This is a genomic window from Cryobacterium sp. TmT2-59 (assembly GCF_004403545.1).
In the GTDB taxonomy this organism is placed as follows: Bacteria; Actinomycetota; Actinomycetes; order Actinomycetales; family Microbacteriaceae; genus Cryobacterium; species Cryobacterium shii.
The window spans coordinates 1-17,023 of the sequence record NZ_SOGM01000088.1 but is presented as its reverse complement, the minus strand read 5'-3'; the positions used below and the strand labels follow the sequence as shown (position 1 = coordinate 17,023).

At 65.3% G+C, this 17,023-nt stretch carries 13 protein-coding genes, 1 tRNA gene and 1 pseudogene; 12 read left to right on the top strand and 3 right to left on the bottom strand.

Annotated features, from left to right (window positions below):
• Positions 1–19 precede the first annotated feature (19 nt).
• From E3T24_RS13805 to E3T24_RS13760, 10 genes are all read left to right on the top strand, one after another.
• Positions 20–1,174: a glycoside hydrolase family 99-like domain-containing protein gene (locus E3T24_RS13805; protein WP_134434713.1), complete on the top strand. Its 1,155-nt coding sequence runs from the start codon at positions 20–22 to the stop codon at positions 1,172–1,174.
• A 79-nt stretch (positions 1,175–1,253) separates the two neighbouring features.
• Positions 1,254–1,571, top strand: a complete 318-nt coding sequence (locus tag E3T24_RS13800) for an L-rhamnose mutarotase (RefSeq protein ID WP_134434712.1) — start codon at positions 1,254–1,256, stop codon at positions 1,569–1,571.
• 97 nt (positions 1,572–1,668) lie between these two features.
• Positions 1,669–3,831, top strand: coding sequence for a right-handed parallel beta-helix repeat-containing protein (locus tag E3T24_RS13795; RefSeq protein WP_134434711.1), 2,163 nt, complete (start codon positions 1,669–1,671; stop codon positions 3,829–3,831).
• A 234-nt stretch (positions 3,832–4,065) separates the two neighbouring features.
• Positions 4,066–5,232 (top strand): L-rhamnose isomerase, encoded by a 1,167-nt coding sequence (rhaI, locus tag E3T24_RS13790; RefSeq protein WP_134434710.1) that lies wholly within the window; start codon positions 4,066–4,068, stop codon positions 5,230–5,232.
• Entirely contained in the window at positions 5,229–6,662 is a 1,434-nt protein-coding gene (locus E3T24_RS13785) for an L-fucose/L-arabinose isomerase family protein (RefSeq protein WP_134434709.1), read from the top strand. The genes rhaI and E3T24_RS13785 overlap by 4 nt, the downstream gene beginning before the upstream one ends.
• Before the next feature lie 2 nt (positions 6,663–6,664).
• Complete coding sequence (locus tag E3T24_RS13780) at positions 6,665–6,985, top strand: antibiotic biosynthesis monooxygenase family protein (RefSeq protein WP_134434708.1); 321 nt, start codon at positions 6,665–6,667, stop codon at positions 6,983–6,985.
• A 16-nt stretch (positions 6,986–7,001) separates the two neighbouring features.
• The gene (locus E3T24_RS13775; protein ID WP_134434707.1) at positions 7,002–9,035 is read left to right on the top strand and encodes a bifunctional aldolase/short-chain dehydrogenase; all 2,034 of its coding nucleotides are present in this window, start codon (positions 7,002–7,004) and stop codon (positions 9,033–9,035) included.
• Entirely contained in the window at positions 9,032–10,438 is a 1,407-nt protein-coding gene (locus tag E3T24_RS13770; RefSeq protein ID WP_134434706.1) for a rhamnulokinase family protein, read from the top strand. The genes E3T24_RS13775 and E3T24_RS13770 overlap by 4 nt, the downstream gene beginning before the upstream one ends.
• Before the next feature lie 781 nt (positions 10,439–11,219).
• A tRNA-Lys gene (locus E3T24_RS13765) sits at positions 11,220–11,289 on the top strand.
• 110 nt (positions 11,290–11,399) lie between these two features.
• On the top strand, positions 11,400–11,912 hold the full coding sequence (locus E3T24_RS13760) for a DUF664 domain-containing protein (RefSeq protein WP_134365121.1): 513 nt from the start codon (positions 11,400–11,402) through the stop codon (positions 11,910–11,912).
• Positions 11,913–12,096: 184 nt separating this feature from the next.
• Here the strand turns inward: E3T24_RS13760 and E3T24_RS13755 are convergent, their stop codons facing one another.
• Both E3T24_RS13755 and E3T24_RS13750 read right to left on the bottom strand, forming a co-directional pair.
• The gene (locus E3T24_RS13755) at positions 12,097–12,801 is read right to left on the bottom strand and encodes a response regulator (RefSeq protein WP_134402401.1); all 705 of its coding nucleotides are present in this window, start codon (positions 12,799–12,801) and stop codon (positions 12,097–12,099) included.
• On the bottom strand, positions 12,794–14,503 hold the full coding sequence (locus tag E3T24_RS13750) for a sensor histidine kinase (protein ID WP_134434705.1): 1,710 nt from the start codon (positions 14,501–14,503) through the stop codon (positions 12,794–12,796). The genes E3T24_RS13755 and E3T24_RS13750 overlap by 8 nt, the downstream gene beginning before the upstream one ends.
• 172 nt (positions 14,504–14,675) lie before the next feature.
• Here E3T24_RS13750 and E3T24_RS13745 point away from each other — a divergent pair, with 172 nt between their 5' ends.
• A complete protein-coding gene (locus E3T24_RS13745) occupies positions 14,676–16,058 on the top strand; it encodes a cation:dicarboxylase symporter family transporter (RefSeq protein WP_134405845.1) in 1,383 nt (460 codons plus the stop codon).
• 200 nt (positions 16,059–16,258) lie between these two features.
• On the opposite strand, the gene E3T24_RS18065 is transcribed toward E3T24_RS13745, so the two are convergent.
• Positions 16,259–16,591, bottom strand: a complete 333-nt coding sequence (locus E3T24_RS18065) for a hypothetical protein (protein WP_241978707.1) — start codon at positions 16,589–16,591, stop codon at positions 16,259–16,261.
• Positions 16,592–16,802: 211 nt separating this feature from the next.
• Here E3T24_RS18065 and E3T24_RS18060 point away from each other — a divergent pair.
• Positions 16,803–17,023 (top strand): annotated as a pseudogene (locus E3T24_RS18060) (endonuclease); the annotation flags it as partial.

The window sequence follows — 17,023 nt, the reverse complement described above, 5'->3', positions numbered from 1 at the left end:
CATTTGATTGATAAGGCCAATGACAGCTCAGATCTTCGCTTACTACTTCCCCAACTGGCACACCGACCCACGCTCCTCCGAGTGGTTCGGCAAAGGCTGGACAGAATGGGATCTTCTGCGAACCGCATCCCCTAGATTTCCGGGCCACCGCCAACCCCGCATCCCGGCGCTTGGCGAGTTTGACGAAGCTGACCCAGCCGCAATGGATACACAAATAGATCTCGCGGTAAGCCACGGAGTAGATGGCTTCTTGTTCGATTACTACTGGTACGAGGACGGCCCCTTCCTTCAGCGCGCTCTCGATGAAGGATTTCTTCCAGCGCCGCGATGCAAGGAAGTGAAATTCGCCCTCATGTGGGCAAATCACGCATTGGTAGATATCTTTCCCTCACGAAATGTGGATGGAAGCGGCCAACTCCTCGTTTCAGGCGACGTCGGCCGGTCCGCGTTCGAGGAAATGGCACGGCACGTCACCGACAAATACTTTGCCGAGGACAACTATCTGAAAATGGGGGATCGGCCGTTCCTCTCGATTTACGACCTCGACACTCTGGTTACTGGTCTTGGCGGCGTTGAAGCCACAAAAGACGCACTTCAGTGGTTCGGAAGCCACGCCCGAACCCGAGGTCATGCTGGCATTCACCTTGATGGCGTCGTCCGCGGTCAGAATGAACTCCCTGGATCCACGTCGCTCGGCGACCCAAGAAATCTTCTCTCGTCCCTCGACTTCGATTCAGCTTCGTCCTATGTATGGATTCATCATGCGTCCGCTGATGAAGTTGGCTTCCCAGCAGCTGATTGGGATCACGTGCGAGACCTCGCGTTCGAGTCTTATGAACGTATCGCTGGAAGTATTGGCGTGCCCTTCTACCCCAATGTCACGGTGGGGTGGGACTCTACGCCGCGCACAGATTTCGCAATCCCATTCGAACTTGGGTCCTACCCCTGGATACCAGCGGCAGACCCTGACCCTACGCAATTCCAGGAGGCCGTGGAGGAAGCGCTTCGGTTCCTCGACCGTCATCCCACGGACCACCCGCTGATCACAATCAACGCCTGGAACGAATGGACTGAAGGATCAAGCCTTCTTCCTGACACCCATCACGGCCTCGGCTATCTGGAAGCTCTTCGCGAAGCACGGCACCGTCACTCGCGAGCAGAGGCAAGACCGTGACGTCCAGCCGGGGCTGTTGCCGGCCATTGGCCCTAGTCACATCCAATGAGGCGATGCCCCATTTTGGGGAGCCGCCCGAGTGACCACACGAATCGCGCTGGCACTCAAGTTGCCAGCTGAGGCGCTGCCGGAGTACGCGCGCCGACACCGAGACATGAGCGACGACATGCGAACGTCTATCACCGCACACGGCGGTCGCAACTTCTCGATCTTTGCCGCGCCCACGTTGGGCGTGGTCATCGTCTATGTCGAGGTTGATCGTATGGATCTGTGGTCCCGCGGCGCAGACACCGAGATCACCAAGGCGTGGTGGTCATACATGGCACAGATCATGCCAACCAACGAGGACCTGTCACCCGTCTCGACCGATCTCGATCTGGTGTTCCACCTCGATTAGCGATGCTCTTGCCAACCTTGGGCCGGGGCACTAACGTCAGTGAAACAGTTCACTTACGGAAAGGTTGTCAACGATGCCACCCACATCCCACCCACGCATGCGTGCACTCGCACTGGGGCTCGCATTAATAACAGCGGCGGCGATTGCAATAGCGGTACCAACCGACCAGCCCGCATCCGCCGCCGTAAGCACTCTGAATGACTCAGCCCCCGCCTTTAGCTATTCATCGGGATGGACTTACACCACCAACCCACCGAGCGGGTACGCAAACGGCGACGCTCACTACGCCACATCTGCCGGTGCGACGGCAACCGTCGCCTTCACTGGGGTATCGGTGACTTTGATCGGTGGCACGAATTCGTTGCACGGGCGTGCTGACGTGAAGGTTTGCGATGGCTCGGGCAGCAATTGCGGTGCGACGACCATTGTCGACTCGTATTCGCCGACCACGCTTACGCAGCAGGTCCTCTACACGGCGTCGGGTCTGCCGGGAGGCTCACACACGCTCGTTGTCACCGTTCGTTCGGACTCGACCGGTCAAGGCACCTACACCGACATCGATCTGATCTCTGTGGACGACGGTCTCACTTCTATTACGGGCACCCGATACGTCGACAATCGTGTCGGCAGCTCCTGCTCAAACTCCGGTGCCGGAACATCAACGTCCACCCCATGGTGCGACTTCACACCCGTCAACGATAGGACCCTCGCCCCGGGTGCCCAAGTGTTGTTGGCCAGAGGAGCAAGTTTCGCCGGGCCACTTCGTCTTACCGGAAGCGGAACAAGCTCGAGCTGGATCACACTGGGCGCCTATGGCGCTGGCGCCTTGCCTATCATTCACGGATCTGGCTTGGCGACAGATCGCACCGTGATTGTGACAAATCCCGACTATTGGCATATTCAGGATTTGGAACTGACGAACGCGGGCATGGGCCTCCTGATCCCTTTCACGAGTCTCGGCCATACAGGTCTCGACGTTCACGGCCTGTGGGCTCACGATCTGTTCGGCATCTTCAATGGACGTGGCGAGGTCGCTGACTATCCGGACACCCAAAACTCATCGGCGATCACAATCACGGCGGCAGGAGTGCCGACAACGAGCCCTGGGCAGAATGTGCTGTCGAACATCTCAATCCGTGACAACCGCACACAGAACACGTCGGGCGTGTACCTAATGGCCGACCCTGGCTTCACGGGCACACCGTCCTACGCGCCGTCGACGTTCTCCAATATCGACGTCACGAACAATCGCTTCGAGGAAGCGAAAGCACCGATGATTGCGATTGAGGCCTCTTCCAATGTCAAATTCGTTGGGAACTGGCTTGATTGCAAGGGTCACGTCTACGAACCTCAGGGCACGACGTGCTTCTTCCTCACCGCGGTTGACGATGTAGTGATTCAAAATAATGTCGTTGCGAATATGCCGGACAACTCCACTCATGATCAGACTGGTATCGATCTTGAGTATGCGGTCAACAACGTCCGGATCCGCGGCAACCTATTCGCAAACAACGCGGGCGCGGGAGTAGAGATGCTCCAGCTCGCCAATCGATCGAACGACTTCAGCACCGGAACGGTTATCGAGCAGAACGCCTTCTACAACAACGGTGCTTCCGGCCAGAAAGGCCACATCGCAATCGATTCCTACGTGTCGACGCCACCCCAAGCGACCATTCGCGACAACGTGTACCAGGTCTCGCCCAACGGATTCATTAGCAACGTCAACGGGAATCCCCCCCTTACGAACGTCACGCAATCGAACAATCTCTCGGTGAGTTCGATCTACCCGGCGGCCTCGCAATTCTCTTCAACCCAAGGCCAGAATGGCTGGGCCTCCCAAACCTATAGCGGTTCTGGAGTCTGGACCAACATGGCTACGTATACGGCGGTCCCATCGAAATGGTCAGCGGGGGGAGGGTCCAGTATCGACGCTTTCACTTTGACGCCCGGAGTGGGTTCGTCTCAGTGGGTCGCTCGGACGTGGACCGCACCGAGCGCAGGTACGGTACGCATTACTGGCCGAGTTGCAATGAATGCCGTGACGGCGGCAGGGTCGAGTGTCCTCATTGAACGGAACGGTACCCCGGTCTGGCCGACGACAGGCGGCTCGTACTACAACCTGTCAGCGGGCGATCGCAACGGAGTCGACGCAGACGTGACCCTCGCGGTCGCAGCTGGCGACACGATTCGATTCGTCGTGTACGCCGGCAACGCAACCGGCGCAGCAACCAGTTGGACTCCGAGTATCAGTTACCAGTAATGCCTTCACTGCTCAGAGGATAGATCACTCGCTAAGCAAACCCCGCCAGCTACATCCTGGCGGGGTTTGCAGTGTGTAAATCCGCGCGGGCAAATCTTCCGCTACTCGCCGGAAGCGGGAAGTCGATTCTCGAGCTCTGGGCTGCTAAGGTTGCTTCGGTGAAACAGTTCACCACTCGCATCGGCACCGCCGCATACGACGGTGTCCCTGACTGACTCAACGAAGAGGACCATCATGAAATCCTTTGCCGCAGTCGCGACGCTGCTCGCGGAGCAGGAGATCGAACTTCCCTCGTGGGCGTTCGGCAACTCCGGAACGCGCTTTAAGGTGTTCACCACTCCCGGAACGCCCCGCACTCCCCAGGAGAAGATCGCGGATGCCGCGCAGGTGCACAAGTACACCGCGCTGTCGCCGTCGGTCGCGCTGCACATCCCGTGGGACAAGGTCGACGATTACGCCGCGCTCTCCGCCTTCGCGCAGGAGCACGGTGTGGCCCTCGGCACCATCAACTCCAACACCTTCCAAGACGACGCGTACAAGTTCGGCTCGCTCACGCACACCGACGCTGCCGTGCGCCAGAAGGCGATCGACCATCACTTCGAGTGCATCGACATCATGGATGCCACCGGCTCACGTGACCTGAAGATCTGGCTCGCCGACGGCACCAACTACCCGGGCCAGGGCGACATCCGGGGCCGTCAGGACCGCCTGCAGGAGTCGCTGCAGAAGATCTATGACCGCATCGGTGAGAACCAGCGCCTCGTTCTCGAGTACAAGTTCTTCGAGCCGGCGTTTTACCACACGGATGTCCCGGACTGGGGTACCAGCTATGCCCAGGTCGCGGCGCTCGGCGACCGCGCCCTCGTCTGCCTCGACACCGGACACCACGCGCCCGGCACCAACATCGAGTTCATCGTCATGCAGCTGCTGCGCCTCGGCAAGCTCGGCTCGTTCGACTTCAACTCGCGCTTCTACGCCGACGACGACCTGATCGTGGGCGCGGCAGACCCGTTCCAGCTGTTCCGCATCCTCTTCGAGGTCGTGCGCGGCGGCGGCTACGGTGCCGACTCGGGCGTGGCCTTCATGCTCGACCAGTGCCACAACGTCGAGGACAAGATCGCCGGCCAGATCCGCTCCGTGCTCAACGTGCAGGAGATGACGGCGCGCGCACTGCTCGTCGACACCGACACGCTCAAGGCCGCGCAAGACGCGGGCGACGTGCTCGGCGCCAACGGCATCCTCATGGACGCGTTCTACACGGATGTCCGCCCCGACCTCGCCGCATGGCGCGAGTCGCGCGGACTCGCGGGCGACCCCACGGCGGCGTACGCGGCATCCGGATACCAGGCGAAGATCGCTGCCGACCGCGTGGGTGGGCAGCAGGCAAGCTGGGGGGCATGATGACCGACCTTTCGACACTGCTCCCGGCCAAGACGCGCCGCAAGACCCGCATCGGCCTCGTGGCCGGAGGTCTCGGCACCTACTGGCCGCAGTTCCCAGGGCTGCTGCCCCAGCTGCAGGACTCCGCCCGCTACGTCTCCGACCGGTTCCAGCAGCTGGATGCCGAGGTCGTCGACGTCGGCTTCATCTCCGACGCCCAGGAAGGTGTCGCCGCGGGCGAGAAGCTGCGCGAGGCCGACTGCGACCTCATCGTCATGTTCCTCACCACGTACCTGACCTCCTCGATGGTGCTGCCGATCGCACAGCGCTCGAAGACCCCGGTACTCGTGATCGACCTGCAGCCGACCGAGAAGATGGATCACGCCAACTTCGACACCGGCCTGTGGCTCGCATACTGCGGGCAGTGCCCCGTGCCCGAGGTCGGCAACGTGTTCCGCCGGGCGGGCATCCCGTTCCGTTCCGTGTCGGGTCACCTCCGCCAGGAATCGGCGTGGACCCGTATCGAGCAGTGGATCAACGCCGCGCACATCCGTGCCGCCTTGCGCCACGCCCGTCACGGCCTCATGGGCCACGTCTACCCCGGCATGCTCGATGTCTCGACCGACCTCACCCTGCTGCCGACCACGTTCGGCTCGCACGTGGAGGTTCTCGAGTTCGACGACCTGCGCCAGCGCGTCGAGAAGGTCACCGAGGCGGAGACCGCGGCCCGCATGGACCTCGCGCGCCAGATCTTCACGCTGGATGACACCGTCGTCGACGACGACTTCGCCTGGGGCGCGACTGTCTCGGTGGCCCTCGACCGGCTCATCGAGGACTTCGACCTCGACTCGCTCGCGTACTACCACCGCGGACTCGACGGCGAGCAGCACGAGCGCCTGGGCGCGGGAATGATCCTCGGCGCGTCGCTGCTCACGGCACGGGGCATCCCGGCCACCGGTGAGTACGAGCTGCGCACCACGGTCGCCCAACTCGCCACCCACGTCATCGGCGCGGGCGGCTCGTTCACCGAGATCCAGGCCCTCAATTTCGTGGATGGCGTCGTCGAGATGGGCCACGACGGCCCCGCGCACCTCGCGGTCTCGTCTAAGGACCCGCTGCTGCGCGGCCTCGGGGTCTACCACGGCAAGCGCGGCTACGGCGTGAGCGTCGAGTTCGACGTGCAGCCCGGCCCCGTCACCCTGCTCGGCCTCGGGCAGGATCAGGACGGCAAGCTCGCGTTCTTGGCATCCCAGGGCACGGTCGTGCCGGGACCGCTGTTGGCCATCGGCAACACGACCTCGCGCGTCGACTTCGGTCGCGACCCGGGTGAGTGGGTCGACGAGTGGTCGGCGACCGGCATCGGTCACCACTGGTCGCTCTCGCTCGGTCACCGCGCGGGCGACTACAAGGCCGCGGCGAGCCTGCTCGGCATCGACTTCAGGCAGGTCTGATCGTGGCGTTGACCGTCGTCGCGGTGCTCTCGGCCAAGCCTGGCAGGGGCGCTGCGGTCATCGAGTCCTTCCGCGAGGTGTCTCCGCTCGTGCACGAGGAATCCGGCTGCGAATTGTATGCCGCGCACCTCGAGCAGGATGGCGACACCGTCGTCATGGTCGAGCGCTGGACCACCCGTGCCGACCTCGACGCTCACGCCGCGGGAGCACCGCTCCAGCGGCTCAACGAGCTGAACGCCGACCTGCTGACCAAACCATACGACGTGTGGTTCCTCGACAACGTACCCCTCGGCGACCCCGCCAAGGGGAGCATTCCCCTCTAACCAGGAAGTTCCTCCCTTGTCTTCAACTCCCGCCGACCTCATCGCGCGCAGCAACCGTCTCGGTTCCGACCCTCGCGTCACCAACTACGCCGGAGGCAACACCTCCGCCAAGGGCACCGAGACCGACCCGGTCACCGGTGAGTCCGTCGACCTGCTCTGGGTCAAGGGATCCGGCGGCGACCTCGGCACCCTGACCGAGGCCGGCCTCGCGGTACTGCGGCTCGACCGCCTCCGCGCGCTCGTCGACGTCTACCCGGGAACCGACCGCGAGGACGAGATGGTCGCGGCCTTCGATTACACGCTCCACGGCAAGGGCGGGGCCGCTCCCTCCATCGACACCGCCATGCACGGCCTGGTCGATGCGGCACACGTCGACCACCTTCATCCGGATTCGGGCATCGCCTTCGCGACCGCCAAGGACGGGGAGAAGCTCACGAAGAAAGCTTTCGGTAACAAGGTCGCGTGGGTGGACTGGCGTCGTCCCGGCTTCCAGCTCGGCCTCGACATCGCGGCGATCAAGGCCGCGAACCCTGAGGCGATCGGTGTGATCCTCGGCGGCCACGGCATCACGGCGTGGGGCGAGACCTCTGAGGAGGCCGAGAAGAATAGCCTCTGGATCATCACGACCGCCGAGGAGTTCATCGCGGCGAAGGGCAAGAAGGCCCCGTTCGGTCGCGCGGTCGCGAAGAACGCCGCGCTCCCCGTGGCAGAACGTCGCGCCAAAGCCGCGGCCCTGGCGGCGACCATCCGCGGCATTGCCTCGCACGACCGCCCCATGGTCGGCCACTTCACCGACTCCGACGTCGTTCTCGATTTCTTGGCCTCGGCGGATGCCCCGAAGCTCGCCGCGCTCGGCACGAGCTGCCCCGACCACTTCCTGCGGACCAAGGTCAAGCCCATGCTGCTGGACCTGCCCGCGAACGCCACCGTCGAGAAGTCGATCGAGCGACTCAAGCAGCTGCACGAGGCCTACCGCAAGGCCTACACGGCCTACTACGACAAGCACAAGGTCGCAGACAGCCCGGCGATGCGCGGCGCCGACCCGCTCATCGTGCTCGTGCCCGGTGTGGGCATGTTCAGCTACGGCGCCAACAAGCAGACCGCGCGTGTAGCCGGCGAGTTCTACGTCAACGCCATCAACGTCATGCGCGCCGCCGAGGCGATCTCGAGCTACGCGCCCATCAGCGACGCGGAAAAGTTCCGCATCGAATACTGGGCCCTCGAAGAGGCCAAGCTCGCCCGAATGCCCAAGCCGAAGTCACACGCCACGCGCATCGCCCTCGTGACCGGCGCCGCCTCCGGCATCGGCAAGGCCATCGCGACGCGCCTCGCGGCCGACGGAGCGTGCGTCATCATCGCGGACCTCGACCTCGCCAAGGCGCAGGAAGCTGCCGTCGAGATCGGTAACACGGATATCGCGGTCGGCCTGCAGGTCAACGTCACCGACTCCGCCGCGATCGACCAGATGGTGCAGGATGCCCTCCTCGCCTTCGGCGGCATCGACATCGTCGTGAACAACGCCGGCGTCTCGCTGAGTAAGCCGCTGCTGGAGACCACCGAGAAGGACTGGGACTTCCAGCACGACATCATGGCCAAGGGCTCGTTCCTGGTCTCGAAGGCCACCGCCCCCGTGCTCATCGAGCAGCAGATGGGCGGCGACGTCATCTACATCTCCTCGAAGAACTCAGTGTTCGCGGGGCCGAACAACATCGCCTACTCCGCGACTAAGGCTGACCAGGCGCACCAGGTGCGTCTGCTCGCGGTCGAGCTCGGCGAGCACGGCGTGAAGGTCAACGGCATCAACCCCGACGGAGTCGTGCGCGGCTCCGGCATCTTCGCCGCGGGCTGGGGCGCCAACCGCGCCAAGACCTACGGGGTCGCGGAGGAGGATCTGGGCAGATTCTACGCCCAGCGCACCATCCTCAAGCGCGAGGTCCTGCCGGAGAACGTCGCGAACGCAGTATCCGTTCTCACCGGCCCCGACCTATCGCACACGACCGGCCTGCACATCCCCGTGGATGCGGGCGTGGCCGCCGCCTTCCTGCGATGATCGCGAGTCTTGCCGCAGTTGACCTGGGCGCCACGAGCGGCCGGGTCATGCTGGGGCACGTCAGCCACAACCATCTGAGCGTGCGCCCCGTCGCGCGCTTCCCCAACATTCCGGTGCGTACGATCGACGGCCTGCACTGGAACATCCTCGAGCTCTATCGCAGCGTTGTCGCTGGTCTCGGCGCCGCCGTGCGCGAAGACCCCGCCATCGCGAGCGTGGCCGTCGACTCGTGGGCCGTCGACTACGCGCTCATGCGGGGCGGCCGGATGCTCGGCACCCCGTACCACTACCGGGACGAGCGCAACCTCCCGGCGGTCGAGGCTACGCACGCCCTCGTCGGCCCCCAGGAGTTGTACGCCGCCAACGGCCTGCAGTTCCTCTCGTTCAACACCCTGTACCAGCTCGCCGCCGACCGCTCGGCGGGTGTGCTCGACCTCGCCGACGGCTTCTTGCTCATCCCCGACCTGTTCAACTACTGGCTCACCGGCCAGCAGTTCGCCGAGCAGACCAACGCCTCGACGACGGGGCTGCTGTCGATCTCGACAGGCGACTGGGACCACGCGCTCATCGAGCGGCTCGGCCTCCCGCGCGGCGTGCTGCCGTCGCTCGTGACCCCCGGAACCCCGCTCGGCGGGCTGCTGCCGTCCGTCGACGTGGCGAGCAGCATGACCGTCACCACGGTCGGCTCGCACGACACCGCGTCGGCGGTCGTGGCGGTTCCCGCGACAAACCCCGACTTCGCGTACATCTCGTGTGGAACATGGGGTCTCGTGGGGGTTGAACTCGAGCATCCGGTACTTACCGACGCCGCGCGCGCGGCGAACTTCACCAACGAGGGCGGCGTCGACGGGCAGGTGCGGTTCCTGCACAACGTCATGGGGCTGTGGATCCTGAGCGAGTCGGTGCGCGACTGGCAGCGGACTGATCCGACCCTCGAGCTGCCCGGGCTGCTGGCTGCCGCTGCCGCGCTCGCCACCCCGGTATCCGTGTTCGACGCGGACGACCCCACGTTCCTGGTTCCGGGCGAGATGCCCGCCCGCATAGCGGAGTGGTGCCGCGATCATGGCGTGTCGGCCCCCCGGAGCCCGGTCGAGTTCGTCCGCAGCATCATCGAGAGCCTCGCGGTCGCGTTCGTCAACGCCGTGCGCTCGGCATCGGAGTTGTCGGGGAAGACGGTCTCGGTCATCCACATCGTCGGCGGCGGCTCGCAGAACGAACTGCTGTGCCAGCTCATCGCCGACCGAGCCGGGATGCCCGTGCTCGCGGGCCCCGTCGAGGCGACCGCTATCGGGAACGTGCTCGTACAAGCGCGGGCCCACGGGCTCGTGGACGGATCGCTCGAATCGCTGCGCTCCCTCGTCGCCACGGCGTTCTCGCCCAGGAGACACCTTCCAAAAGGTTGAACCAAATAGGGGTGCATTGAACCCAATTGCACTCTAAACGCCAGGTGTCGAGGAGGATCCCTGGCCGGCAAGAAGCCGCTCGGCCTCGCCGCGGTTGCGAAAATTGCGGGCGTCTCGACCGCAACGGTCTCGAACGTACTTTGAAATCCGCTAAAGGTCCGTGCGACCACGCGAATGCGGGACTTGGACGCTATTGATGCCGCGCAGTTTTTGCCTAACCGTGCGGCGGCTACCCTGCGGCAAGGCCATAGCCGAATGCTTGGCCTCCTACTCCCACCCGAGCGAAAGCCAGAGCACAGGTTGGCGCGGATGCCCCGATCCGCCACGGACTGGGACAAAGGGATCACGATCATCAAACGGGGCCGGATCTACCCCGACGGTAGTGTGATGCGGTATCCCGAGAAGCAAAATGGGGACGTGACTGAACGAAGGTCAACGGCAATTCCGACTCCCGGCACGTCGACATGGCCGTCGGCCTGATGCTCGGCTTGGCGTCGCTGTCGTTGCTCGCAAGCCTCGTCGGCCACCGGGAAGCGCGTGAGGTGTCAGTATTAACTCAAAGAAAGATTGGCCAAATGGAAGGGGCGGACCGCGCTCCGGCCGCGGGGAGTCACCTACCGTTGGGGATCGGCGAATTTGACCCGCTCGCCAGAAACTCTCCACAAAGCAACGGGAACTACTCGGCAACAGACGGAACCAGATCGGCGTAAACTCAACCGGGCAAAGCGACATCCATCCGTAACGGCGGGTTCTCAGCCCACTGGCACCGTGGTGCTCATACCTAGCTCAATTGGCAGTGCAACTGACTCTTAATCAGTGGGTTCCCGGTTCAAGTCCGGGGGGGTGCACCAGCAGGGGCCGGCTTCTTCGAAAGCCGGTCTTTTTTTTGCGCCTGCGGGTTGTGCCGTTGTGGCGGGAATCGCCGGGGCTACTCTGTCTCGAAACGGACGAAGGAGCACGGATGCTGTCGAGCGAACTGCTGATCGATGCCTACGGCCGGATCCGCGGCGCAGTCCACAACGTGCTCGCGGATGCCGGCCCCGAGATTCTGGCATACCGGCCGGATTCGCAGGCGAACTCGGTCGCCTGGCTGGTCTGGCACCTGACCCGGGTGCAGGACGACCACCTGTCCGAGATCATGGAGGAGAAACAACTCTGGACCGCAGCCGGGTGGGCGGAGCGTTTCGCCCTTCCGTTCGGGAACGACGCCACCGGATACGGCCAGACCGCCCTCGAGGTGGGGCAGGTGCGCCCCGACGCCGACCACCTGGGCGGCTACTTCGACGCCGTCCATTCCCGCACGGTCGCGTGGCTGCCGACCCTGGTCGCCGCTGATTTCGGCCGGGTCGTCGACCTGCGGTGGACGCCGCCGGTCACTCTGGCGGTCCGGCTGGTGAGCGTGCTCGCGGACGACCTTCAGCACGCCGGCCAGGCGGCCTACGTGCGTGGTCTGGCGGAGCGCGCCGGACTCTGACGCCCGCCCAAAACCGACGCCCGGCCAAAACCGACGCCCGGCTCTGAGCCAATTCGACGGAGATTCTGATCTAAAAGTGCCCTTTCGGTACAGTTCAGGGCTGTTTCCGGCAGAATCTCCGTCGAATTCGTTCGGGCACGCCGTTTGGACGCCGCACCGGCCGCACCGGGCGGGCCCGGCCGCCCTAGCGGCGCTTCCAGGTGTATTCGTTCTCCGGCCGTCCCGGGGTTCCGTAGCGGGGCTGCCGGTCGAGCGTTCCCGTGTCGGCCAGATGCTCCAGGTAGCGTCGGGCGGTCACCCGCGAGATTCCGAGCTTCTCCATCACCTCGCTGGAGGAGACGGGTGCGGTCTGCAGCTTCAGGAGCTCGATCACCGCACCCAGCGTGCCCTCGGACAGGCCCTTGGGCCGGGGCAGGTCGGCGGGTGTGCGCAGGCTGGCGAAGGCGAGGTCCACGTCGTTCTGGCTGGTCACAGCGGTGCGGGCACCCAGGTGGATCCGGAAATCCCGGTAGTGCGCCAGCTTCTGGGCGAAGGTCGCATAGGTGAACGGTTTGATCAGGTACTGCACGATTCCGGCCGCCACGGCACCGCGCACGATCTGCAGTTCGCGCACGGCCGTGATGGCGATGATGTCCGTGGTCAGGCCGGCGGCACGCATCCGTCTGCTGACGTCGAGGCCGTGCAGGTCGGGCAGGGTCATGTCCATCAGGACGAGGTCGATCGGCTGCCCGGCCGCCGACGCCGCGGCGAGGGCGCGCAGGCCGGAATGGCCGTCCGAGGCCGTCCCGGCGTGCACGAAACCGGGCAGCCGCCCGAGGTAGGCCGCATGGGCCTCGGCCGCGATGGCGTCGTCTTCGACGACCAGAACCCGGATGTCCCGCTCAGCCATGCGCTGCTCCCGTCGGTTCCGCGACGGCCACGCCGGTAGCCGGGCCGGGAGTCGCGCTGATGCCCGCCGCGTCCCGGTGGGGGAGCGTGACCGTGAACAGGGCACCCACGCGCCGGGTGATGGTGAGGTCGCCCCCGAGCCGTTTGACGGTCTGGTGCACGAGGGCGAGCCCCAGGCCTCGGCCGTAGGCGCCCGGCTCCTTGGTGCTGTATCCGCGCTGGAGGATGTCGGTCACGGCCTCCGGCGCGACGCCGGGACCGCTGTCGGCGACCTCGATGGTGACGACGTGCGCGGTCGCCCTGACGGTCAGGTGCACGGTGCGGGGTGCGTCACCGCCGGCGGCCGCGTCGAGGGCATTGTCGATCAGGTTGCCCACGACGGTGACCAGGTCCTGGCCCGACAGGCCGGAATCGGACAGCGACCCGGCCGCCTCGACGGTCAGCAGCACCCCGAGCTCACTGGCCTGGGCGAACTTGCCCATCAGGAGCGCGCTGAGCACCGGCTCGTCGACCGAGTCGATCATGTCGTCGGTCAGCTGCTGGCTCAGTTCGAGGTCCCTGGTCGCGAAGTCGAGGGCCTCGGCACCGCGCCCGAGCTCCATCAGGGACACGATGGTGTGCAGACGGTTCGCGTGCTCGTGGGTCTGGGCGCGGAGGGCATCCGAGAGCGTGCGCGTCGACTGCAGCTCACTGCCCAGGTGCTGCATGTCCGTGTGGTCGCGGATGGTGGCGACCCAGCCCATGGGTGCGGGCTGGTGGCGGCCGACGGCGGGCAGGAGGGCGGGCTTCTGGCTGACCACCAGCACGCGCGTGTCGGTGAGGTGGATTTCATCGACCGCGGACCGGCCGCTCTGCAGCAGGGCACCGAGCCCCGGGGGCAGGTCGAGCCGGTCGAGGCTGAGCGCGGCCGCGACGGATGCCCGCCGGCCCGGTCCGGGCGACGGCACCGCGGTTGCCCGGACCGGTACGCCCAGCAGCCGAGCGGCCTGGTCGTTGTAGAGCACGACCTCACCGGAGAGGTTGACCAGCACGAGCCCCTCACGCACGGAGTGCAGCACGGAGTCGTAGTAGACGAACAGCTGGGCCAGTTGTTCCGGCCCCCAGCCGAGCGTGACCCGGCTCAGGTAGCGTCCGAGGAGCCAGCTGGCGACCGTGCCGGCCGCCAGCAGGATCAGGGCCACGGCCAGCACGGCCGGCAGCCGTGCGCTCAGGGCGATGGAGAGGTTGCTCGTCTTCACTCCGGCGGCCACGAGGCCGAGCACGGCACCCGTGTCATCGGTGACCGGCACGATCGCACGCACGGATGGCCCGAGGGTGCCGGTCGTGACCTCGGTGAAGGGCTCCCCGGCCAGGGCAGGCTTGACCGTGCCGATGTAGGGCCGCCCGATTTCGGACGGCGTCGGGTGGGTCCAGCGGGTACGATCGGGGGCCATGATCGTGATGAAGTCGAGCCCGGCATCCTCGGTCACCCGCAGCGCGTAGGGCTGCAGGATGCGGCTCGGATCAGTCGAGCGGGCGGCCGCCAGCACCAGGGGGCTGTCGGCGATCGAGGTCGCGACCGACAGCATCCGGTTCTCGGCTTCCGCGAAGCCGCGGTCCCGGGCGTCGACGAAAGCGGCCGTGCCCACGAAGACAGTCATCGCGAGGATGAAGAGCGCGTTCGCCAGGAACAGGCGACGCGCAATGCTCCAGTCGTGCCCCATCGCATCCTTCTTTCGCGCCGTGTGCGGCCGTTCGCCTGCGGGCATCCGTGACCAATATGACCGCAACGACGGTGTATCGGACCCGGTCGACCAGTGTGGACTTCACCACGGCTCGCCGCGGGCGCATCTGGCGCCTGCCTCCAGCCTAGTTACCAGACAAAGGAGTCTTGACATGGCATCGCTGCCCTCCACCCGTGCTGCAAAGCCGGCGAAGAAGAAGTTCGACAAATCCCACTATCTCTATATGGCGGTCATCGTCGCGGTGATCCTCGGCGTCGTCGTGGGCCTGCTCTTCGGTGGCGCAGACGGATTCGCCGTATCGCTCAAGCCCCTCGGTGACATCTTCATCGCCCTGATCAAGATGATGATCTCGCCGATCATCTTCTGCACGATCGTCCTCGGCATCGGATCCATCGCCAAGGCGGCCACGGTCGGCCGGATCGGCGGCCTGGCCCTGGGTTACTTCCTGATCATGTCGACCTTCGCGCTGGGCATCGGCCTGTTCGTGGGCAACCTGGTCAAGCCGGGTTCGGGTCTGGACCTCAACTCGACCACCTTCGTGCCGCCGGAAGCCGTCGAAACGAACTTCTTCCTCGGCATCATCCCGACCACCCTGTTCTCGGCGCTGACCGCCGGCAACATCCTGCAGACCCTCCTGGTGGCGCTCATCGCCGGCTTCGCCCTGCAGAAGATGGGAGCGGCCGGCAAGCCGATCCTCGAAGGCATCGCGCACGTTCAGGCCCTGGTCTTCCGCATCCTGATCATGGTCATGTGGCTCGCCCCGATCGGTGCCTTCGGTGCCATCGCCGCCGTCGTCGGTGCCACCGGCATTCAGGCCGTGATCAGTCTCTTCGCTCTGATGGGTGCGTTCTACCTGACCTGTGCACTCTTCATCGTCGTCATCCTCGGCGGCCTGCTCAAGGTCGTCACCGGCGTCAACATCTTCAAGCTGATGCGCTACCTCGGCCGCGAATACCTGCTGATCTTCTCGACCTCCTCCTCCGAAGCCGCGCTGCCGCGCCTGATCGCCAAGATGGAGCACCTCGGCGTGTCCAAGCCGGTCGTGGGCGTCACAGTTCCCACCGGTTACTCCTTCAATCTGGACGGCACCGCCATCTACCTCACGATGGCGTCGCTGTTCATCGCGACCGCCATGGGCCAGCCGCTCAACCTGGGCGAGCAGATCGGGCTCCTCGTCTTCATGATCATCGCGTCCAAGGGTGCCGCCGGCGTTTCGGGTGCCGGACTCGCGACGCTCGCCGCCGGTCTGCAGTCGCATGCGCCGCAGCTGCTCGACGGTGTCGGGTTCATCGTCGGCATCGACCGGTTCATGTCCGAGGCCCGTGCGCTCACGAACTTCACCGGCAACGCCGTCGCCACGGTTCTGATCGGCTCCTGGACCAAGGAGATCGACCGGGCCCAGGTTGACCTGGTGCTCGACCGCCACGCCCCCTTCGACGAGACCACGATGATCGCCCACCACGGTGTGCCGACCGCGGCCGAGACGGCACGGGAAAACGAAAAGGCGGCTCAGACGGCGTCACTCACCGTCTGAGCGAGACCGGGCCTCTGACCGGGGGGTGAGACCGAAATGGGGGGCGGATGCCGTCCGGGGAGAAATCTTCCCCGGGCGGCATCCGCGGTTTCCGGGCTCGCTTCCTCCTCCACAATGTGGGTCTGATCGGCTTATCCACAGCATCCACGGATGCCGGGGCAGTGTCGGTGGGTGCCCCTAGCGTAGGTCTCATGAAGCCGTCATTCATCGAAGAGCGAGAGGCCATGGGCCGGCATTTCGACGCCATCGCCGAGGCAGAACGCGACATCGCCGCGGCCTTCGCCCGGCGGGCCGAACGGGTCGAGGATGCCCGCCGGTTCGGGCAGGCCATCGCGCACAATGCCGTCCGGGTGCCGGGCGCCCGCTGGGACGCGCGTGAGGTCGCCGAGCGGGAGTTCTCCAGCGAACTGGCCTGCACGATCCGAGTGCCGCAGCGCACCGCGGAGAACCTGGTCGCGGAGAGCCGGGCCCTGGCCCAGGAACTCCCGGCGACCCGGGCGGCGCTGGCGTCGGGGGAGATCAGCTATCGGCACGCGCAGGTGGTGGTCAACCAGGCCTGGTCGGTGCCCGCGGAAGGGCGGGTGAAATTCGAAGCGGCCGTGTTGAAATCGGCGGGCACGCTGACCGCGTCGAAGCTGAAGTGNGACCGCGTCGAAGCTGAAGTACAACGCCCGGACTCTGCGGGAGCGGTGGCACCCGGAGACGATCAAGGCCCGGCATCAGAAGTCGGTGAAGGATCGGGCGGTGTTCTTCGAGCCCGAGCCGGACGGGATGGCGTCGCTCACCTTCTACGCCAGCGCGGAGAAGGCGCAGGCCGCGTGCGAACGGGTGACGCTGATGGCCCTGAGCCTGCAGAGCAAGGAGGAGGAGCGAACCCTGACCCAGTTGAAGGCGGACGTGTTCGAGGATCTCATCCTCGACGGGGTGACGCCGTCGGGACTCGGCAAGGGGATCCGCGGTTCGGT